Consider the following 21,141-nt stretch of genomic DNA (forward strand, 5'->3'; position numbering starts at 1 on the left):
CTATGGCCTTATTACTTCCGACAAAATCGGACAAGGTTATTCTATTTTCATTACAAACGGAAGGCGGGCTTGTATTCCTTTCATCCGGCTCCACATTTTAATTTCTGACAGATAGGGCTCAAATGCCTGCAACTGTTCATCCACCAGGCGTGCCTGAGCCTTTCCGCTCAATTCATTCATTAACTCTTCAAAAAAGGCTTTGCGTTTGGGATATTCTGTAATCCGGTAATTTTTCAGTTTAGCTTTTTTAGCGGCATATGCAATAGCATCCTGCATTCCGCCCAAACTATCCACCAATCCCAGTTTCAATGCTTCGCTACCCGACCATACCCGGCCACGGGCAATACTGTCTACATACTTTTTATTTAAATGACGGCTTTGTGCTACCAGCGAAACAAACTGATGATAAACCCGTGTAATTCCGTCGTTGAGCCGCTGTTTCTGTAATGGATTTAACGGAGCCATCACGTCCACAAAATCGGCATTTTTATTGGTCATCACCTTATCGAAAGTAATCCCCAGCTTTTTATTCATAAACTTTTGAAGATCAGGAATAATGCCAAAAACCCCGATGGAACCGGTAATCGTTACCGGCTGCGCAAAAATAAAGTTCGCATCGGTAGAAATCCAGTAACCGCCACTGGCCGCCACATCTCCCATAGAAACAATAAAAGGTTTGGATTTTGCGGCCAACTCTACTTCGCGGCGAATCACATCCGAGGCCAGCACATCACCACCGGGCGAATTCACCCGCATAACAATGGCTTTAACGTGTTTATTGGTACGGGCTTCGCGAATGGCTTTTGCCAGCGTTACCGAGCCAATACTGGTTTCGTCTTTACTTTCTCCCTGGTTAATTTCTCCCAAAGCATAAATGACAGCTATACGATCACGCGAGATTTTTTCCGTTTTCTTTTTCAACTCTACCCGGTCATATTTGTCAAAAGCCATGTAATACGGTTTGGTTCCCACCCGTTTTTTCAATGAGTCCATCACCATATCGCGATAAGCAATCCCATCCACAAAATGATATTTCAAAGCCTGTTGCGCATCAAAAAGGCTCAGGCTGTCTGCCAGCCGGTTCATCTCATCCACAGAAATTCCGCGGTTTTCGTGCAAAACCGTTAATATTTTCCCCCAAATATTGCCCAGCAAATCCTGCATTTGCTGACGGTTGGCTTTACTCATTTTATCCAGCAACAACGGCTCTACTGCACTTTTATATTTGTTGTTCGGCCCACGAATCACCTGGGCTTTAATCTCCAGTTTATCCAGTAAGTTTTTCAAAAACATGATCTGGGCATGCAGCCCTTTAAAAAGTACCAATCCCTGCGGATTCAGGTAAATTTTATCCGAAAGGCTTGCCAGGTAATACGCTTTTTGATCGTAATTGTTGGCATAACTTACAATAAATTTCCCCGTTTTTTTAAAATCTTTCAGTTTATTGTAAATTTCTTCTGTAGTTGCCATTCCGGCCGGAATAGTTTCCATATCCAGAAAAATGCCATCCACATGCGGATCTTTGGCTGCTTTGTCAATATCTTTCAGGATATCATTCAAACCGAGTGTCCGGTGTGGTTTCAGGGTGGCAAAATCAAAATTTTCAAAAGGATTTTCTGGCGTTCTGTCCAGAATAGGTCCTTTCCAGGTAATGTGCAAAACCGTATGCGGCTTGGCTTTTACGGTTTCTTTCTGCGCCATGCTGGAGATGGAAGCCACCATACCGGCGAAAAGCAATAAAATTAAAATAAGGGTTAACAGTGTGCCTGCAAAAGAGGCAAACATGAATTTGAAGAACTGTTTCATAATGTTCGGATTATTTTACGATTTCGAAAGACAATATTAACAATAAAGTGTGTAAAATTTAACAAATCGGCCGGAAAACTTTCAAAAAAAGTTTTCACCTTTTTCAAGTAAAAAAATCCGGTTGGTCCGTAACGTTGCTTATGAAACATTCTATACGCTATCTTCTTGTTTTATTGCTCTTTATCTTGAGCAAAGGAGGTGCTTTCCCGGAAGAAAGCGGCAAGCCGGTTCATCATGTATCATTAACTTCTCCCCAAACAACTACGCTTTTGATACCGGTAAAACAAAACCATTTTGTGGTTTTTTCACCTGCGGAATATGTTTTTTTCCGGGAAAAAAGAAAAAAAACAAGCCCGTTACCCAAAAACATCCGGATTCCGGTTTCGATTATGGGACATGGAAAGTTAAAAGCATCAGCCCTGGCAGCCTTTCTGCACCAAAACAACCCGGATATTCCTTTGTGGGAAGCAAAAAAAATTGCCCGTATTTATATTGAAGAAGCCCGTGCCGAAGGAGTTAATTACGATGTTGCCTTTTCGCAGATGTGTCTCGAAACCGGTTTTCTGCGCTATGGAGGAACCGTTTTACCCGGTCAAAATAATTTTTGCGGACTCGGCGTGCTTAACCAGAAAACGCGCGGCGTAACTTTTCAGGATCTCCGGTTAGGAATCCGTGCCCACATCCAGCATCTGAAAGCCTACGCATCCAACAAAAAATTAAATCAGAAACTTGTTGATCCCCGGTTCCGGTTTGTGGCAAGAGGAAGTATTCAAAACATCAATCAACTTTCCGGACACTGGGCCTCCGACAAACATTACGGAAAAAAAATCCGGTATCTTCTCACCCGGCTTTATCGCGAAAGCGTGTAAACAAAAACAGATGCTAATGTTTGTATTTCAGTAAAAAGAAGCTTTCGTTCATCACAATGTACAAACCATAAGAGTAATCCAGCTCATGCGACATCAGATCGTAGTAACTTTCAAAACGCGCTTCCAGTTTTATACTATGGTAAATGGTTTTATGAAAACTGATCTTGCTGGTGAGTAATTCCCGTTTTTCCTGCGAAAAAGCCGGATCAATTTCTGAAACCGACTGAAAAAGATACTCACCGTGAGGCGAAATAAAACGCTTGGCATACCAATACCCGGTCATTATTTTCAACGGGCCATAACGAAACGAAAGTTTGGTATAACTACCCCAGCCATCGTTAAAAGGCTGTCCGTTAATTTCATTTGGGTCCGGCAAATTTAACCCGGCATAGTATAAAATTTCCGGCTCAAATGCCAACGAAATTTTCGGATTAAAACGATACTGTAATTGCACACCGGCAAGGGTATTCATAATGGTAGAAACCGGCTTATGAGGCGGTGGTGCCAATTGTCCGCCCTTGTGGGCAAACACCACTTGCACCGGTATGGAAAAGCCCCAGCCCTTGCGGGGATTGTTAAAAGTAAAAACCGTACTGCTCCCCACCATCAGATGTTCCTGAAGCGTATCGCCTACCTGAATAAAATGTTCCCAGCTCAACCACAAGTCTGACCAAACATGCGAAGTATGCAACAAAAACTGAAATCCGTATTCAATATGATCCTGATAAAAACGATCGTACCGGAAAAGGGGCTCAGCCAAACGATGATTGGCTGTTCCGTAAATATTTCCCATGACCAATTCGAGCGTTGGAGCCATTTTATACCGCAACCGGAAAATGGGAATGACCTGCGAAAAATCGTCCAATCCGGAATATTTCAGCAAATAAACACCGGCTGTAGCTTCAAATTTATCGGTGAAATAGTAATCCAAAACAGGTTTGGCATAAAATCCGATTCCGGTATAACCGTACGCAAAAGAATCGAAATACTCATTGTTCTTAAAAAACGTACTGCTTTCTATCCGGAAAAAGAGTGTTTGCTGGGAGCTGTCTGATAAAGGCTGATAGGTTCGAAAAACCGAAGATTGTGCCGACACTTCTCCGGCTCCCAACAACAGCAATAAAAAAATAGTTGCCCGAAAAAAAATTTCCGACCTTGCAAAAAAAGCATGTCTGTTTTTTACAGCCTCATGCATTCTCACAGATCCCAAAACGTAAAAATGCCCGTTATTCAATGTGATAAGTAAATCTTAACATTTTATCCGACATGGCCATTAATTTCCCCAGCATCCGCATTCTTAACGGATTAGCCTGGAAAATCTCCATGTTATTATCGTTTTTAAATTTCAGCATTAAACACTGATCATATTCTTTGGACGCCCCGGTATAATCTACCCGTTTCCCCCACTCTACTTTTTCAATGGTTTTTGTGTGTTTTAACTCTTCGATCAAAGCGATCAACTCTTCTTTTTGTGTTGCAGGAATATCTTTTTTAAACTTTACAAGAATTATTTCACGAATCGCCGTTGGTTTTTTCCCAAACGGAGCCATGGCCTGGGTTCCTACCACACCAGCCAACAAAACCACTACAATCAAAAAAAATTTCTTCATCATTTCTCTCTGTTTTTTTGAGCCGTAAACTTACTAAAAATTCATCTTGCTATAGGCAGTACCGGCGTAAATAAAACCACTCCAGATAATCAAACAATTTTACATTCAAAATTTTTCAGTGAAATCCTTTGTTTCCAGTTTATTCTTTAAGCGGGTTCTTTGAATCTTTGTACATTTGGCCAATTTTTAAATCTGTCCGGAAAATAAGTTCCGGATAAAAAACAGCGGGCTGTCCGTCTGCACAACATAGCCGGACAGAATTACCTAAAAGCAAGTGTAATTCACTCGTTAATAACAAACTACAAAAAGCAAACCAATGAAACAGTTTTTTCGGATTTTTCTGTTGTTCTCCATTCTTTTTGTTTCAGGATATGCCAGGGCACAGGACGATTGGGAACCCATGAATCCCAAAACCACCACACAAAAGTTTTCCACCCTGCTTTTTCTGATCAATAATTTCTACATGGATACGGTAAATATGCCGCAATTGACAGAAAAAGCCATTATTGCCACACTCAAAGATCTGGATCCACATTCCACCTATATTTCAAAAAAAGATCTGGAACAAGCCAACGAACCACTGGTAGGCAGTTTTGAAGGAATCGGCATTACATTCCAGCTTTTTCATGATACCATTTTGGTTGTTTCGCCCATTCCTGGTGGCCCATCAGACAAGGTAGGACTGATGGCCGGAGATAAAATTATTAAGGTAAACGGAGAAAAAGCATATGGTCCGGATATTACCAACGACTGGGTAATGAAACACCTGCGCGGAAAAAAAGGAACCAAAGTAACCGTTTCGGTTTACCGGAAAGGGGTAAAAAACCTGCTTGACTTTACCATTACCCGCGATGTGATTCCCATCAACAGCATTGATGCTGCCTTTATGCTCAATAAACATACGGGTTACATCAAATTAAGCCGTTTTGCTCAACACTCGGTAAACGAATTCAACAAAGCCATCGAAAAATTAAAAAAACAAGGTTTAAAAAACCTGGTTTTTGATCTGCGTGGCAATGGCGGAGGATATCTGAGTACTGCCAGAGGCATTGCCGACGAATTTCTTCCGGCCGGCGATCTTATTGTTTACACCAAAGGCGTACACAGCCCAAGAGAAAACCTGGTAGCTACAAACGCCGGAAATTTCGAAAAAGGAAAACTCATTGTACTGATTGACGAAGGTTCTGCTTCGGCCAGCGAAATTGTTTCAGGCGCTTTACAAGACTGGGACAGAGCCATTCTTATTGGCCGCCGTTCTTTTGGCAAAGGATTGGTACAACGTCCTTTCCGGTTGCCTGACGGCTCGGTGGTACGATTGACCGTAGCCCGTTATTACACCCCTTCGGGGCGCTGGATCCAAAGGCCTTACAACCACGGAGTGGAAGCATATTACGATGATCTGGAAGAACGGATGAAACACGGCGAACTGATCCACCCTGACAGCATCCATTTTCCGGATTCATTAAAATTTCATACTGCATCAGGACGTACCGTTTACGGTGGCGGAGGCATTATGCCGGATATCTTTATTCCTTTTGACTCGGCCCGTTATGATAATTTTTATTCTAACCTCATCCGGAAAGGAGCCTTTAACACTTTTGTGAATGATTACCTGAACGATCATCGGAAAAAATTACAAAAGAAATATCCGGATATCCAATCGTTTACTAAAGGTTTTCAAATTACGAAACCCATGTTCGACACTTTCCTTTCCGATGCAGTAAAAGCCCATGTAAAAATAGATTCTGCTGCTTTACAGCGTAATAAGGCATTTTTTCAGCTTCAGCTAAAAGCATTGATTGCACGGGATTTATTCAATCAAAGCGCCTATTTTGAGGAAACAGCGCCCATGGATCATGCTATACAAAAAGCGATTCGGATCATGCAAAATGACACAATATTTAAGAAGTTGCACATTAGTGAATAATACAACCCCGATGTTTGACGTTTAAACAAAAATAATCGGAACATCCTATCCACATGAAAAACAAAATACGCAAGAAAAATAAGCTTCGCCGGATTCAAAAAATCATTCCTTTGCTCTTAGCGGGTATGCTTTTACCCCTTTTGGTTGCTGCCCAGATACAACGGAAAGGAACCCCGGCTTCATGGAACTTTCAAAACAAAGAAACTACTCCGGTTGTCCGGTTAAAAGCAACCCAACCGGTAAAACAACTCAATGTTCAGAAAAACAGCACGGCAGCTCCACAACCTCTTGCTGCCGGTTATATCGTTCCTTTTGACAGTTTGCTGTTGCAACAGGGAATATGGCAACAACTCCCTGACGGGACATGGGCATGGAAACTAACAGTTCATCTGAAAGGTTCCGGTGCCATGAATTTTTATTTCAGTCACCTGAACTTTCATCCTGACGATAAACTTTTTCTTTACACAACCGACCGCCGCCAATTATTGGGGGCTTTCGGAACCTGGGACAGTACATCCAGGATGGGAACCGCCTATCTGCAAGATAGTATTGTAACGGTAGAATTTGATGCCCGCGAGAGATACGATCAGTTACCCTTTTTGATTACCGGCGTAGGAAATATTACCCAACCATCGGAAAAATCATTAAAAGACTTTGGCGATGCCGGTTCCTGCGAAATTCCGGTCAATTGTCCGGAAGGCAAAGAGTATCAGAATCAAAAAAACGGTGTCGCCCGTATTTTGCTTCGTGATGGAAACAGCCTGTACTGGTGTACCGGTTCACTGATCAATGACACCCGGAATGATGGCACACCTTATTTTCTGACCGCCAATCATTGTGGATCGAGTTCTTCGGCCAGCGATTATGCGCAATGGGTCTTTTATTTCAATTATGAGTCGCCTGATTGCAGCCGGCCGACAACGGCACCCGCCATTCATGCTCTTTCGGGAGCCAAACTGTTGGCTTCTGCCGATTACAACACCGGTTCCGACTTCAAATTACTGCTATTGAACAGTAAAGTGCCTTACGATTACAAACCGTATTTTAATGGTTGGAACCGCAGCGGGGACATCAGCGACAGTGGCGTAGTCATTCATCATCCGGAAGGAGACATCAAAATGATTTCGACCTATAAAACGCCAACCCGCCCTGTAGACTATTATGGCAGTACCACCGATCCGAATGCAGATTTTTGGGAAGTTCATTGGGCTACTACCGTTTCGGGACACGGAGTTACAGAAGGCGGCTCGTCCGGATCTCCGTTATTCGATCCCAACAAACTGATTATTGGCACCTTAACCGGTGGCGACGCAGCATGTAGCGCTCCGGATGCCCCGGATTACTTTGGCCGGTTCAGCAAACATTGGGATGCTGGCGGTACAGATTCTACACGGCAACTGAAATACTGGCTGGACAAAGCCCAAACCGGAATTGTTGAAATGACCGGTTACGACCCGCTTTCTACTGCTGCCATTGCCAATTTTTCTTCTGATGTAAAAAAAACCCCCATCGGCGGAACCATCCGTTTTGTTGATCTTTCAACCGGCCCGGTAACTGGTTATCACTGGGAATTTGAAGGAGGCGAACCGGCTACGTACGATAGCAAAACCCCTCCTTCTATCCAATATCCACATATGGGAACTTTTCAGGTTAAGCTGACCGTAACTTCGGCAGCCGGAACCAATACCAAAATCGATTCGGTTTTTGTGCTACCCGTCATCTATCCCAATCCGGTAAAAGATGGAAAAATCTATATCCTGCTGGGAAGTTATCAACCGGAAGACATTTCCATCGAGGTATTCGACATGCTGGGAAGAAAAGTCAATATTTTCAAGCCACAATTCGGAACCGACCACGTCAGTCTGTTGCTTCCGCATAACCAAAACGGACTTTATATTATCCGGCTGACCAATAAAAACAGCGTGAATACCTTTAAGGTTATTAATTTTCACCTTTAAGCTGATGCCTAAATACAAACATCTTTTTTTTGACTTAGATCGTACCCTTTGGGATTTTGAAAAAAGTGCCCTTGAAGCTTTTGAAGAAATTTTCGATAAACATCAACTGGAACAAAAAGGAATTACTAACGTACAAACATTCCATCAAAAATATTCGGATCATAATCAACGGTTATGGAACCTATATCGCGAGGGGAAATTGCCCAAAGAGATCTTGCGGTGGAAACGTTTTTATCTGACCCTGCTCGACTTTGGCATTGACGACAAAGATCTGGCAGAGACGATGGGAGAAGATTATCTTACCATTAGTCCGCAAAAAGTAAATCTCTTCCCTCATGCAATAGAAACACTGTCCTGCCTTTTCGAAAAATACCACCTTCACCTTATTACCAACGGATTTCAGGAAGTACAACAAATCAAACTCCGTGCATCGGGGATGAATCGCTATTTTGAGCAGGTCATTACATCCGAAGAAGCCGGAGTAAAAAAACCGAATCCGCAGATTTTTTATTATGCCCTTGAAAAAAGCGCAGCTTCGCCGGACGAAAGCCTGATGATCGGAGACGATTATCCTGTGGATATTGAAGGAGCCCGGAATGTGGGAATGGATCAGGTCTTTTTTGACCCGGAAAATGCTTCCCAAGAAATCACAGCCACTTTTAAAATTGCGGATTTAAAAGAACTTTGCAACTTTCTGTAATAAAATTTAACAAATTGTTGCTTTTTTTAAAACGATATATTACTTTCGCTTAAAAATTCATTATGCGATAACCAGTTAATTATCAATTAAAAAGAGCAAACATGAAAAGATATCTACCTTTTATAAAAATTTCTGTCATTGCCCTTTTCTTTTTTATCTTCTCACAAGGGACAAAAGCACAGAATGGTTATATTTTATATGGTTTACGCGATATACAACAAAGTAGTTTTTTAAATCCGGCTTTTGCATCAGGAGCTCATGTTGTCGTAGGAATCCCTCTCCTTTCCAACCTTTCTGTAGGTTTATTTTCTACCGGAGGGGGAATTGGTGATTATGTAAGCACATACCCGGGAACCGACTCTTTATATTTCGATTTGGACAAAATAATCAACAACGGAAAAACCGAAGATAAACTCGTAGACTTTCTGGACAACGATTTGCTTTTTGGGGGCTTTAAAGCCGGAAAGATGTTTATCACCCTCGGTATCCGGCAACATCTTTTTATACAAACTATTTTTGACAGGGATGCCCTCCGGTTATTATGGAACGGAACTTCTGATTACGAAGGCGAAATTTTAAATCTTGACAATACTGTCGTGAATGAAAACCATATCATGGATTATCATGTCGCCGTTTCTCTTCCGGTAGGAAAAATCTTTAGGGTAGGTGCCCGGCTTCATTTCTTACAGGGCCTTTCTGACATCACTACTGAAAACAACGGCATCAATGTGGAAACCATCCAGGACAACGACGGTAATTTTATACTACATGCCCGTACCAATTTTGTAGTAAATACAGCCGGATTTGCCGATAATTCTATCACGGTCTCCGATTATTTTTCCAACTTCGACAATCTGGGGTTTTCGGTTGATTTGGGTGTAGATGTACAGGTAACCAAACAGATATCGGTAAATGCTGCCGTACTCAATTGGGGGAAAATCCACTTCCGTTCCAATACCAAAAGCTATTATCCTGCTTATGATTCCATTAATTTCGACGGAGCCGACATTGACATCAACAACGAAGACGTTATTGATAATTTGGGAGATACCTTACAAAAAATCTTTGAGATTAAAGATGAGCCCCGGGATTATGACGTAAAACTTCCCACACGCATTATTGTCGGTGGTGAATATTTTACCAAAGACTTTCGCAACGATTTTTCCTTTCTGTTCTCAGGAAGGTTTTATGATGAGTATTTTGAACCGGCCATTTCGATAGGATATACCCGATTTATCTCTCCGCATTTTACCATAAAAGCCAATTACACCTGGATACAAGATGCGCCAACAAATTTTGGTTTAGCTTTTGCTCTCAATTTCCATCCGCTTCAGTTTTATCTCTATTCTGAAAATGTACCGGGTCTGTTTAACTGGGATCAACAAAAATACGTACAGATAGGATTTGGATTAAATGTCCGGCTGGCTTCGCGGAATAGCCGGAAAAATCCAAACAACCCCCAGGCTATTCACAACCTGAGGCCCAATCTGCAACCACAACAAAGAAAACAGAATTAAAATGTAATACGGTGTATTCCGGTCGGATAGGAACGCTCCATCACGTCCAAGATTTTTTGATAATCTTCCGGCCGGTTTACAAAATCCAACTTATTGGTATCCAGAATTAAAATACGCAAATTCTTTTGCTGGCGGATAAATTCAAAATAACCTTCCTGTATTTTATCCAGGTATTCATCCTGAATGTTTTGTTCGTAAGGACGTCCCCGCATTTTAATATTCGACTGTAACCGGTCTGTTTTTACATACAGATACACCAACAGTTCGGGTTTGGGCAATTGCTGGTAAATGATATTAAAAAAAGTGGAATACAGCTTAAACTCATCCGGGGGTAAATTTTTCCGGGCAAAAATCAACGACTTGATAATAAAGTAATCGCTAATGGTAAACGTTTTAAACAAATCCATAGACAACAACTGATCTTTCAATTGTTGATACCGGGCAGCCATAAACGACATTTCCAGCGGAAAAGCATATTTTTCCGGTTCTTTATAAAATTTTGGAAGAAAAGAGTTTTCTTCAAACTGCTCCAAAATAAGATGGGCGTTATAATCCTGGGCAATCTTTGTAGCCAGTGAGGTTTTCCCGGCACCAATATTTCCTTCTATGGCAATAAAATTATATTGCATGAATTTGTTTTTCTTCAAATTTCCAAACTTTTCCCTGGTCTGCACATTCCGTCAAAAGATGTGCACACGATTTATTCAAAACAGGATGCATTTTATCCGGAGCAATCTCGGCAAGCGGAACCAGTGTAAATTTTCGTTCGGCCATCCTCGGATGAGGAACAGTCAAATCAGGTTTATCAATAACCGCATCATCATAAAAAAGAATATCCAGATCCAATGTTCGTGATGAATATTTCTCTCCTTTCGATTTTTCCTTCCTTCCGAGCAGTCGTTCAATTTCCTGAGTTTTTTCCAATAATTTTTCCGGTGCCAAACCGGTTTCCACACACACTACCTGATTCAGAAAAAAAACAGAAGCATCAAAACCCCACGGCTCCGATTCGTACACGGCCGAAACTTCCCGAATTTTTCCAATATGTTGTCGTATCTGCCTGATTCCTCCGGTCAAATAACCGGTTCGCGAAGGAATATTACTTCCCAAAAGCAGATATACGGTGTGCTTGTTTGTCATAAAACAAAAATAAACATTGCTTTGTTACCCCTTGACGAAACCCGGCAGAAATCGGGTAAATATTTTAACAGGTTTTTAACTAAAAAGGAAAGCCATTTACCTCACGGCAAACGGCTTTCTTGCTATTTATTTCATCAAAAATTACTCTGCTTCCATAAACGGATAGCGATAATCCGTAGGAGGAACAAAGGTTTCTTTAATCGTCCGCGGGCTCACCCAACGGATCAGGTTAAGGCTTGAACCTGCTTTGTCGTTCGTACCGGAAGCACGGGCACCACCAAAGGGTTGCTGTCCGACCACTGCACCGGTAGGTTTATCGTTAATGTAAAAGTTTCCGGCTGCATTCACCAATTTCTTCACTGCCAGATCAACAGCATAACGGTCTTTGGCAAATACGGCACCGGTAAGTCCGTAAGGAGAGGTATTATCCAGTACATCCAGTGTTTCTTCGTATTTATCCGCTTCATAAACATAAATGGTCAAGACCGGACCAAATAACTCTTCTTCCATAGTAACATAATGCGGATCGAAAGCCTGAATAACCGTTGGTTCTATGAAATAACCTTCAGATTTATCATAGCCGCCACCTACAATAATTTCTGCATCAGCATCTTTTTTAGCATTGTCAATAAACATGGACAGTTTATCAAAGCTGGCTTCATCAATGACGGCAGTCATAAAATTGGTAAAATCTTCAGGGCTTCCCATCTTAATGGTCTTCACCTGGGCGACCAGTTTTTCTTTCAGTTCATCCCACATTGTATCGGGGATATAAGCCCGCGAAGCCGCCGAGCATTTTTGTCCTTGAAACTCAAAGGCACCACGAACCAAAGCGGTAACCACCTGATCTACATTGGCCGAATCGTGTACCATCACAAAATCCTTTCCGCCGGTTTCACCCACAATGCGTGGGTAGCTCTTGTAGCGGGCAATATTCGATCCGATGGTTTTCCAGATATGCTGAAAAACACCCGTGGAACCCGTGAAATGGAATCCGGCAAAATCGGGATGTTCCATCACCGTTTTTCCGGCTACCGGACCCGATACAAACACCAGGTTAATTACACCGTCAGGAAGACCGGCTTCCATAAAAATATCCATAATTACTTTAGCTGAATATACCTGAGTATTCGAGCATTTCCAAACGACCACATTGCCCATTAAAGCAGGTGCTCCGGGCAGGTTTCCGGCAATAGAGGTAAAGTTAAACGGTGTCAGGGCATACACGAATCCCTCTAAAGGACGATATTCCAAACGGTTCCAGATTCCTTTGGAAGAATCAGGCTGCTGGCTGTAGATTTCTGTCATGTATTGCACATTAAAACGGAAAAAATCAGCCAATTCGCAGGCGGCATCAATTTCAGCCTGAAAAACCGTTTTTGACTGGGCCAACATGGTAGCGGCATTGATCTTTGCACGATAAGGACCACTAATCAGATCCGCCACGCGCAAAAAGATGGCAGCCCGTTGTTCCCAAGGCATATTGTGCCAGGTTTTACGGGCTTCGAGCGCTGCTTCAATGGCCATAGTTACATGAGACGCATCGCCTTTATGATAATATCCCAATGTATGTTTTAATTCGTGCGGTGGGTGAATGGCTACTTTATTTCCGGTGGTCACCGGCTTTCCCCCGATGATCATGGGAATTTCCACTTCTTCGGATTTCAGCTGTTTCAGCATGGCTTTGAGTTCGGCACGCTCGGGCGATCCCGGCTTGTAACTCAAAACAGGCTCGTTATAAGCCTTCGGAACACTTTCAAGATTGCTGTACATTGTCTTAATTTTTAAAGTTTTCACTCAGATTAATTATCGGACAAAGGTAGAAATATTTTCGGCTCATTGAAAAAATATTTACCCGGAGCAGCCTGAACCACAGACAGTATAAACAACCTGATACACAAAGTATTGTGCCTAAAAACAAAAGACAGATATTTTCCTTTAAACAAGATTATTTTTACCGGCAGGTCATACCGGTGAGGAAGAACTTTTTCCGGCATCAGATAATTCCAAAACCGTGATTTCCGGCGGACAATTAAACCGCAACGGAACACCCGACACACCCGCCCCCGGACTCGTGTATCCGGTCATTCCATTTTGATACCACAATCCGCGTATCTGCTCCTTTCGGCCTTTTTGGTGACTGATAATGGGGATTCCGCCCGGCAAACAAATTTGTCCGCCATGAGTATGTCCGCAGAGGTACAGACCATAACCATTTTCTGCAGCCACATCGCACAGCTCCGAAGTATGCGACAAAGCAATAGAAAAATCATCCGAAGGTTTTTCCAAAACATGCAGTGCCATATCGGTATAATAGTAATACGTATCATCTACACCGGTTACCCGTAAATTATGATTTTCTTTATGGATAAAAACGGTTTCATTCACCAAAAAACGTATTCCAAAAGGCTCTAACTCTTTCACCATCTGAAAAGTATCATGATTCCCCAAAACGGCCAACGTTCCGTATTCAGGATGAAGCGCTGCCACCAGTTTTTTCATGGCCGGAAGAATCTGCTGAAAGCCCCCTACAGTATCCCGTCGAAAATCGCCGGTAATTACACAAAGATCATATTGTAACGGTTTGATTTTTTGGATAATGATATCCTCCAAACCTTCAATGGCATCAATATGCAAATCACTCAAATGTAAAATGCGAAAACCGGAAAATGCCGCCGGAAGGTTCTTTAATGGCACTTTAACATCCTGAACCAATATGTTTTTGGCCTGCGAAAGGCCCTTTGAATAAGCTCCGATCAGTTTCAAAAAAAGCTGAAAAAACCACAGGATTCGTTCGAACAGGGTCCAGTTACTTCGGCTTTTTTTTCCGCTCCTTTTGTATTTAAACCGAAAAGCCTCCAATGTGGCCCTCACCGAAGACCAGACCACACGTTGTTCTTTTTCTTCCGGCGTAAGGGGGTAAAAATTCATTTGTTTTCCTTTCTAATCAAAATTCCGGCAGTTCCGTATTGTTATTACCTGCCATCATTTTTATCAGGATGTTTCGTAAAATGCCTCATGGCCCGGATAATGCAATTTTTCAATTGCCACCTTTTCCGGGAAGGTAAAATAAACAAAATCGGCTTCAGCACCCAGTTCTCCGTCCGGACAAAAAAGCTCCACATGAATATCGGCCAGATTATGCCGTTTACCGGTCAGTTTTGCCCGGAGTTTGATGTTTCCCTGATTTACCGGAACGGTTTTTTTGTAACGTACCGTCATTTGCGAAGTTACCCCGGCCGTTTTCAGTTTTAACTGAACCAGCCACGAAGCAATTTCATCCATCAGTGTAGCCTGAATGCCACCATGCAAAACCTGATAATATCCCTGAAAATACGATTTGGGTTCCCATTCGGAAAGGACGTAATCTCCCTCTTCCATAAAATTCATTTGCAAACCGTTGGTGTTTTGCGGAGCACAGCCAAAACACTGGTATCCCTCCATTTTTCTATACGGATTCTGTATCTTTTTCATTCTGCTCAACTGTTAAACCAATTCTACATACACCGGCTCTATTAAAAAGCCGCTTACGAACACAACAAAAATAGTGCTTTCGTAAACAGGGAACAAAAAAACAGGCCGGAAGTTTTTGCACGACCGACCTGAATCAACCAAAACCAAAAAAACCTTCCGACATTGCTGACGGAAAAATTTTCCGGCACAATTCAATTTGTATGCCACGAAATGTAAGACAAACTTTATCAGAAACTTATTAAAATCAAAAGAAAGAGCCACCTTTCCGGCATCTGTTTTTGGTTATGGTTTTCGGATAATTATTCTCCGTTTTCCGAAAATAACTTCGGCTTGTAAAAGCCAAAAGTGGCATTTTCCCATAATCAAACCCGTTTTCCCATTTTGGGAAAAACCAAATTCTACCCACGAACATTAAAATAAAGAAAATCAATATCTTAACCCTTTCACACTCCTTTTAGGTCTGATTTTTGTTATATTTGCTATGGAAAAATGTATAAAAAAAACAAAGCAATGAAAACAAAAACTTTTATTCTCTCCATGTTATTGTTGTTGATGGCCGGACTCACGTTCCAGTCGTGCAACAAAGCACCCGAACCCGATGACAATTCTCCACTGGACAATTTGAACATCCCGGATGGTTTTACTTTTGAATCCACCCGTGTGGAGAACGTAACCATCAAAATGCCTTCAACCGTTTCATTTGAAACAGACAAATCGCGGTTTAATATTTACACCGCAGATCCGGCTGATGGCGGACAACTCATTACTGCCGGAAGTTTTGACGAAAACGGGGAATGGACGGGTGAAATTCGTGTCCCCACCGCACTGGATTCTGTTTATGTACAAAGTGTAGCAGGAGGCGTATATGCCCAACTCCCGGAACAAAACACAAAAGAAGGCGGCGTAACCGTTGATTTTGGAGAAGACTATGAAACCAATATTCCGCCGGATACCATTCCGCCAGAAAGCACAACTACGAAATCCGCTTCATACACCGTATCGTCGGCCCATTATTCCGGAGCCGGTATTCAGATAAGCAATAATTTAATCCAAAACGGTGATTTTGAAACAGATAATTTTGGCTCAATTTATGGCTGGTCTTCCGATCATCCTATTGATGGAAAATGGTACTTTACTTCCTACAGAAATCAACGAATGGAATGGTACAACGACGGAGGAAATCATGTGGTTCGCACACCAGTAAACCATTTATATTCGTATTATGGGGGAGTTACGCAAATGATTGCTGCTTCTGCAGGAGATTTGATCACTTTTTCTGCCGATATTAAATCAGTAGGAAATCCAGCTTACCAGACAAGTTGGTTGTATATCATCCCCATGGATTCACAAAACCGGGCATTAGCATATATCTGTAAATACTACCCTCATCCAGCCAACCATTGGGTAAAAAAGACGATTTGTGCTACTATGCCTTCCGGAACAGCAAAGGTAAATATTCTTCTTTGGAACTGGGACTTAGACCGCAATGGTTCTATTTACTGTGATAATGTTGAAGTAACTAAACCGTCTAACGACAGCGACGGAGATGGTGTACCGGATGACCAAGATGATTATCCCAACGATCCGGCACGCGCTTTTAACGTTTACTACCCTAACCAAACCGATTGGGGCACCCTGGCTTTTGAAGACCTGTGGCCCGGTAAAGGCGACTATGATTTTAACGATCTGGTTGTAGATTATCATTTTAAATCGGTTTTGAATGCATCAAACCAACTGGTTGAATTTTTCACTGATTATTCTGTACGCGCAGTAGGTGCCAGCCTGAAAAACGGATTCGGATTTATGCTGGGTGGCAATCCGAGTAACGTAGCTTCGGTAACAGGTACGCATTTGACCGAAAACTATATCCATAACAACCCGAATGGTACCGAACAGGGACAAACCAATACCGTGGTTATTTTGTTCGATAACGCTTTCCGGATGATTGGCAGTTCAGGATCCGCCTTTATCAATACCAAAGAAGATGTTCCTTATGTTGAACCTGACACTAATGAGCTCCATGTTTTATATGCCAACCCGGTATCAGTAAGCACTACGGGAACTGCACCTTACAATCCGTTTATCATCATCAATGGCGAACGGGGTAAGGAAGTGCATCTGGCCGGACAAAAGCCTACAGATTTAGTGAACACCTCTTATTTTGGCACTTATGCCGATGCTACTGATCCGGCAACCGGAAAATATTACCAAACAGAGAATAATCTGCCTTGGGGACTGGATTTACCGGTTTCCTTTGCTTATCCCAAAGAACAGGTAGATATCCTGAGTGCTTACAATTATTTCGGCCAATGGGCAGAATCGGGCGGAAACGATTATCCGGACTGGTACATGGATAAACCCGGATATCGTGTAAGCTCTAACATATACACTCCTCCGGCCGGAAAATAAAGTTATTTGTTTTCATTGTTTATAAAAAAGCCTGCTCGAAATTGAGCAGGCTTTTTTTTGTATTATCCAGAAAAGATCGCGATTCCGGCTACGATAACGGATGGTCACGATGAAATTGAGCCAACCGCTCCTCCAGAACCGGCAACTGATCATGACGCACCAACGAAGTACAAGCCCGTATCCCTTCGTTATGATCACTACCGGTAATCAACAATGAAATCGCACTGATTCCGTAATAAGCCAATTCGTGTAATAATTCATCGGCTCCCATTCCGGGATACGAAAAAGTAAAATAGAATCCGTCAGCAATGGGTTGGTCAATATCGGTATCGTATACAATACGGAAACCATTTTCAAGAAACATCTTTTTCATGGCTTTGGCTTTCACGCCATAATCTTTTACATAATCCACAAAATTGAATTTCCCTTCATTCACCGCTTTTAACACGGCAGCCAAAGCATATTGTGCCGAGTGGGCCGTACCGGAACTTAGCGGATACAGGGTTTCATAAATAAGTGAATATCCTAAGCCATCGGTGGTATAATATCGTTTTAAATCCGGCAGGCTCATTGAATAAAGATGATCGGAAATGGCCATCATCCCGATACGTTCACCCGCATAACTGAAAATCTTAGAGCTGGAAACCAACAAAATATAATTCGTTGAGTATTTGGCCACCGTAGGCTGAAAAGGCGGTTTTCCCGGCTGGGAATAATCTTTCCGGAAATCCATTCCGAAATAAGCCAGGTCTTCCACAATGGCTACACGGTACTTATCGGCCATTTCACCAATAATGCGTAATTCTTCATCCGTAAAACAAATCCACGAAGGGTTGTTGGGATTGGAATACAAAACCGTATGGAAACGGCCGGTTTTAAAATAAGATTCCAGTTTTTCTTTCAGCTTTTTTCCACGATAATTATACACATCAAAGCTTTCGTAACGCAGGTTTAAAACCTTGTGTTGCATTTTGTGTACCGGGAAACCCGGATCAATAAAAAGCGTGGAATCCTGATGCCGGTTAGTACGACTCATGCACAAAAAAGCAGCAAATCCCCCCTGCATGGATCCCACCGTAGGAATACATCCTTCCGGACTCACTTCAATATCCAGAAAAAGTTTCAGGAAACGTGAAAATTCATCTTTGAGTACCTGGAGTCCTTGAATATTAGGATAAATGGCCGCCACACCATTTTTCAAGGCTTCAATCTGTGCCTCTGTTCCAATTTGAACAGGCGGAAGGCCGGGAACGCCCATCTCCATCCGGACAAATTCCTGACCGGTGGCTTTTTCAATTTCATCCACCAGTTTTTTAATTTCACGGATGGTGGCCTTTCCCATAGACTTCAGACCACTTTCTTTTAATTTTTGATCGACAATACGAACATCAACAGGTGTTTTTTTCATCATTTGAGTATTTAAGCTGTAATTCCATAAATTATTTTACAGAGAAGATTTTCTCCGGTGAAAAGTTGCCCAAATTTACACAATTTCGGCGAAGGCCAAAAGCATAAACTTGAACAACTTATTATTCATTTTCATTTTTCAATCCGGATACGAGCATCTACGGCAATCACCTGACGGCTGTTACCCAGCAAAGGGTTCAAGTCCATTTCAGCAATTTCGGGGGCTGTAGCCACCAACGCCGAAAGCCGCACAAGAATATCAGCGAAAAGATCTTCGTTAACCCCTTCCTGTCCACGTACTCCCTGGATAATTTTATAGCTCTTCAGTTTTTTCAATTCATCCAGCACTTCATTCCGGCTTAACGGAGCCAGTGTGGTACGTACATCTTTCAGGACTTCAATAAAAATCCCGCCGAGGCCAAACAAAATCAGATGGCCAAATTTTGCTTCTTTTTTCACTCCGGCAAAAAGTTCGGTGCCGCTCAGCATGGGTTGAATGAGAACCCCTTTGGCTCCTTCAATTTGCATCATCCGGTCCATCTCGGCCAGCAGTTTTTCGTTGGTCCGGATATTCAGGCTTACACCGCCCACATCCGATTTGTGCAATGGACCTACCACTTTCATCACCAACGGAAAACCAATTTCAGAAGCCTGTTTCAGCAAGACTTCTTTTTTATCCGTAGTAAATTCTTTGGCCCGTGAAATTCCGGCAGCATCGAGCAAAGCAGCCACATTTTCCGGAGAAAGGTACCCATTTTCAGCATGTTCGACAACAGCACGGATTTTTTCTTTATCCACCGGAGGCAAATCCGGTGTTTCTGCTGCCGGTGCCGACGTATGATAGACCCGGGCCAGGGCTTCGCCAAGCATTACCTCATCCGGAAAATAAACCCGGCCTTTTTCCACAAAAGCTTTTACCTCTTCTGCCGCCGTCAGAACGGAAGGCAACACCGGGAAAATCGGCTTTTTACTCGTTTTCATTTTCTCATGTAACAAATCGTACACATCAAAAACTTTAAAAAGTCCCGGCGTTCCAAAAATCACCACCATGGCATCAATGTCATCAAACTTTTCATTGACATAGTCAATGATAGTGCCGAGCTGTTCTGCAGTTCCGGTAGCAAGAAAATCGATGGGATTTCCCACAGCAGATCCGGGGAAAAGTTTACTTTTCAGTTCATCCGCATCCGGTCCGGTAATAGCCGGCACCTGGAGTCCGCCATTTGAAAGTTTGTCGGTAAGCATCACAGCCGGCCCACCGGCATGGGTAATCACAGCAAATCTCTTGCCTTTCAACTCAGGATGCATAAAAACAGAAGCCACAGCAATCAGATCTTCACGGCCATAACAGCGGACGATACCCGCTTTTCTGAACAATGCATCAGCAGCTGCATCCGAACCGGCTAAAGCTCCGGTATGAGATGAGGCCGCCCGGCTGCCCGCTTCAGAAGCTCCGGCCTTCACCGCCGCAATGCGACAACCTTTCCGGATAAGTGAAGAAGCATGCTTCAGCAACAAATCCGGCTTATCTATTTTCTCGAGATATAATAATTTGACTTTAGCATCTTTCTCCGGATCAAAATTTTCATCCATGTATTGCAACACTTCCTCCACTCCCATCTGGGCAGAATTTCCAACAGAATAAACATTATTAAATGTCAATCCTTTGGGGATACCCGCTTCCATGATAAAGCATGCCGTAGCTCCCGAACCGCTGATAAAATCACAGCCTTTCGGATCGAGTTTCGGAATCGGCTCTGTGAAAACGCCGTGGTATTGCGGGGTAAGAACTCCTACGCAATTCGGCCCAATTAATGAGCCATTTACTTTATTTACAGCCGCAACCAACCGGTCTTCCAACAGTTTTCCTTCATGACTTTCTTCAGAAAAGCCTGCCGACAATACGATGAATGCCCGGGTATTTTTATGCTGAGCTAAAAACTCAACTGTTTCCGGCGTATATTTTGCCGCAATGGCCAAAATGGCCAAATCTACATCCGGCATTTCCTCAGGATTACGATAACTTTTTATTCCTTGTACTTCATCTTCTTTGGGATTCATTACATAAAGTGCTCCTTTAAATCCGCCATCCAGCAAATTTTTCAGCACTTTTCCACCTGGTTTTTGGATGTCATTTGACCCGCCGACAACCACAATGCTGCGGGGGTGAGTTAATTGTTGTGTAATCATGTCCATTAAATTTTAATGGCACAAAATTACCGATTAACCTCCAGCAAAAAGGGCGAAAACTGATATTTAGAATTAATTTAGGGAAGTTTTTGTCCGGCAGAGAAACAAAACAGCACAGCACAGACAAAGCTAAT

Annotated in this window: 16 protein-coding genes; 6 read left to right on the forward strand and 10 right to left on the reverse strand. The window is 42.5% G+C overall.

Features of this window, described 5'->3' with window-relative positions:
• Positions 1 to 36 precede the first annotated feature (36 nt).
• Positions 37 to 1,806 carry a signal peptide peptidase SppA gene (gene sppA, locus LA303_RS11555; RefSeq protein WP_240525538.1) on the reverse strand — a complete coding sequence of 590 codons (1,770 nt, stop codon included), beginning with the start codon at positions 1,804 to 1,806 and terminating at the stop codon, positions 37 to 39.
• Positions 1,807 to 1,946: 140 nt separating this feature from the next.
• Here sppA and LA303_RS11560 point away from each other — a divergent pair, with 140 nt between their 5' ends.
• Positions 1,947 to 2,675, forward strand: coding sequence for a glucosaminidase domain-containing protein (locus LA303_RS11560; protein WP_240525539.1), 729 nt, complete (start codon positions 1,947 to 1,949; stop codon positions 2,673 to 2,675).
• 13 nt (positions 2,676 to 2,688) lie between these two features.
• Here LA303_RS11560 and LA303_RS11565 read toward each other — a convergent pair whose 3' ends face one another.
• Complete coding sequence (locus LA303_RS11565; RefSeq protein WP_240525540.1) at positions 2,689 to 3,795, reverse strand: hypothetical protein; 1,107 nt, start codon at positions 3,793 to 3,795, stop codon at positions 2,689 to 2,691.
• Between the two features lie 106 nt (positions 3,796 to 3,901).
• Complete coding sequence (locus LA303_RS11570; protein ID WP_240525541.1) at positions 3,902 to 4,288, reverse strand: Dabb family protein; 387 nt, start codon at positions 4,286 to 4,288, stop codon at positions 3,902 to 3,904.
• 313 nt (positions 4,289 to 4,601) lie between these two features.
• Here LA303_RS11570 and LA303_RS11575 point away from each other — a divergent pair, with 313 nt between their 5' ends.
• The 4 genes from LA303_RS11575 (at position 4,602) to LA303_RS11590 (ending at position 10,387) form a co-directional block, all read left to right on the forward strand.
• Positions 4,602 to 6,212, forward strand: coding sequence for a S41 family peptidase (locus tag LA303_RS11575; RefSeq protein WP_240525542.1), 1,611 nt, complete (start codon positions 4,602 to 4,604; stop codon positions 6,210 to 6,212).
• A gap of 53 nt (positions 6,213 to 6,265) precedes the next feature.
• Positions 6,266 to 8,170, forward strand: coding sequence for a T9SS type A sorting domain-containing protein (locus LA303_RS11580; RefSeq protein ID WP_240525543.1), 1,905 nt, complete (start codon positions 6,266 to 6,268; stop codon positions 8,168 to 8,170).
• A gap of 4 nt (positions 8,171 to 8,174) precedes the next feature.
• Positions 8,175 to 8,870 (forward strand): YjjG family noncanonical pyrimidine nucleotidase, encoded by a 696-nt coding sequence (locus LA303_RS11585; RefSeq protein ID WP_240525544.1) that lies wholly within the window; start codon positions 8,175 to 8,177, stop codon positions 8,868 to 8,870.
• A 101-nt stretch (positions 8,871 to 8,971) separates the two neighbouring features.
• Positions 8,972 to 10,387: a DUF5723 family protein gene (locus LA303_RS11590; protein ID WP_240525545.1), complete on the forward strand. Its 1,416-nt coding sequence runs from the start codon at positions 8,972 to 8,974 to the stop codon at positions 10,385 to 10,387.
• Here the strand turns inward: LA303_RS11590 and LA303_RS11595 are convergent.
• The 5 genes from LA303_RS11595 to LA303_RS11615 form a co-directional block, all read right to left on the reverse strand.
• Positions 10,384 to 11,016, reverse strand: a complete 633-nt coding sequence (locus tag LA303_RS11595; RefSeq protein ID WP_240525546.1) for a deoxynucleoside kinase — start codon at positions 11,014 to 11,016, stop codon at positions 10,384 to 10,386. The two genes, LA303_RS11590 and LA303_RS11595, sit on opposite strands and share 4 nt — an antisense overlap.
• Positions 11,006 to 11,527, reverse strand: coding sequence for a 2-amino-4-hydroxy-6-hydroxymethyldihydropteridine diphosphokinase (folK, locus tag LA303_RS11600; protein ID WP_240525547.1), 522 nt, complete (start codon positions 11,525 to 11,527; stop codon positions 11,006 to 11,008). The genes LA303_RS11595 and folK overlap by 11 nt, the downstream gene beginning before the upstream one ends.
• A 141-nt stretch (positions 11,528 to 11,668) precedes the next feature.
• Positions 11,669 to 13,300 carry an L-glutamate gamma-semialdehyde dehydrogenase gene (pruA, locus tag LA303_RS11605; protein ID WP_240525548.1) on the reverse strand — a complete coding sequence of 544 codons (1,632 nt, stop codon included), beginning with the start codon at positions 13,298 to 13,300 and terminating at the stop codon, positions 11,669 to 11,671.
• Positions 13,301 to 13,492: 192 nt separating this feature from the next.
• Positions 13,493 to 14,458: a metallophosphoesterase gene (locus LA303_RS11610; RefSeq protein WP_240525549.1), complete on the reverse strand. Its 966-nt coding sequence runs from the start codon at positions 14,456 to 14,458 to the stop codon at positions 13,493 to 13,495.
• A 63-nt stretch (positions 14,459 to 14,521) separates the two neighbouring features.
• Complete coding sequence (locus LA303_RS11615; RefSeq protein WP_240525550.1) at positions 14,522 to 15,001, reverse strand: PaaI family thioesterase; 480 nt, start codon at positions 14,999 to 15,001, stop codon at positions 14,522 to 14,524.
• 510 nt (positions 15,002 to 15,511) lie between these two features.
• Between LA303_RS11615 and LA303_RS11620 the strand changes: the two genes are divergently transcribed.
• A complete protein-coding gene (locus LA303_RS11620) occupies positions 15,512 to 17,410 on the forward strand; it encodes an LruC domain-containing protein (RefSeq protein WP_240525551.1) in 1,899 nt (632 codons plus the stop codon).
• 88 nt (positions 17,411 to 17,498) lie between these two features.
• Here the strand turns inward: LA303_RS11620 and LA303_RS11625 are convergent, their stop codons facing one another.
• On the reverse strand, positions 17,499 to 18,818 hold the full coding sequence (locus LA303_RS11625; protein WP_240527144.1) for an aminotransferase class I/II-fold pyridoxal phosphate-dependent enzyme: 1,320 nt from the start codon (positions 18,816 to 18,818) through the stop codon (positions 17,499 to 17,501).
• 131 nt (positions 18,819 to 18,949) lie between these two features.
• A complete protein-coding gene (locus tag LA303_RS11630; protein ID WP_240525552.1) occupies positions 18,950 to 21,007 on the reverse strand; it encodes an acetate--CoA ligase family protein in 2,058 nt (685 codons plus the stop codon).
• Between the last annotated feature and the right edge of the window lie 134 nt (positions 21,008 to 21,141).

It is taken from the genome of Candidatus Sulfidibacterium hydrothermale (assembly GCF_020149915.1).
GTDB classification, from domain to species: domain Bacteria; phylum Bacteroidota; class Bacteroidia; order Bacteroidales; family F082; genus Sulfidibacterium; species Sulfidibacterium hydrothermale.

Coding starts and splice junctions, on each gene's coding strand:
- LA303_RS11625 (WP_240527144.1), bottom strand. CDS start 18,818: ATGAAAAAAACACCTGTTGATGTTCGTATTGTCGATCAAAAATTAAAA.
- LA303_RS11610 (WP_240525549.1), bottom strand. CDS start 14,458: ATGAATTTTTACCCCCTTACGCCGGAAGAAAAAGAACAACGTGTGGTC.
- LA303_RS11630 (WP_240525552.1), bottom strand. CDS start 21,007: ATGATTACACAACAATTAACTCACCCCCGCAGCATTGTGGTTGTCGGC.
- pruA (WP_240525548.1), bottom strand. CDS start 13,300: ATGTACAGCAATCTTGAAAGTGTTCCGAAGGCTTATAACGAGCCTGTT.
- LA303_RS11580 (WP_240525543.1), top strand. CDS start 6,266: ATGAAAAACAAAATACGCAAGAAAAATAAGCTTCGCCGGATTCAAAAA.
- sppA (WP_240525538.1), bottom strand. CDS start 1,806: ATGAAACAGTTCTTCAAATTCATGTTTGCCTCTTTTGCAGGCACACTG.
- LA303_RS11595 (WP_240525546.1), bottom strand. CDS start 11,016: ATGCAATATAATTTTATTGCCATAGAAGGAAATATTGGTGCCGGGAAA.
- folK (WP_240525547.1), bottom strand. CDS start 11,527: ATGACAAACAAGCACACCGTATATCTGCTTTTGGGAAGTAATATTCCT.
- LA303_RS11620 (WP_240525551.1), top strand. CDS start 15,512: ATGAAAACAAAAACTTTTATTCTCTCCATGTTATTGTTGTTGATGGCC.
- LA303_RS11615 (WP_240525550.1), bottom strand. CDS start 15,001: ATGAAAAAGATACAGAATCCGTATAGAAAAATGGAGGGATACCAGTGT.
- LA303_RS11590 (WP_240525545.1), top strand. CDS start 8,972: ATGAAAAGATATCTACCTTTTATAAAAATTTCTGTCATTGCCCTTTTC.
- LA303_RS11570 (WP_240525541.1), bottom strand. CDS start 4,288: ATGATGAAGAAATTTTTTTTGATTGTAGTGGTTTTGTTGGCTGGTGTG.
- LA303_RS11585 (WP_240525544.1), top strand. CDS start 8,175: ATGCCTAAATACAAACATCTTTTTTTTGACTTAGATCGTACCCTTTGG.
- LA303_RS11560 (WP_240525539.1), top strand. CDS start 1,947: ATGAAACATTCTATACGCTATCTTCTTGTTTTATTGCTCTTTATCTTG.
- LA303_RS11575 (WP_240525542.1), top strand. CDS start 4,602: ATGAAACAGTTTTTTCGGATTTTTCTGTTGTTCTCCATTCTTTTTGTT.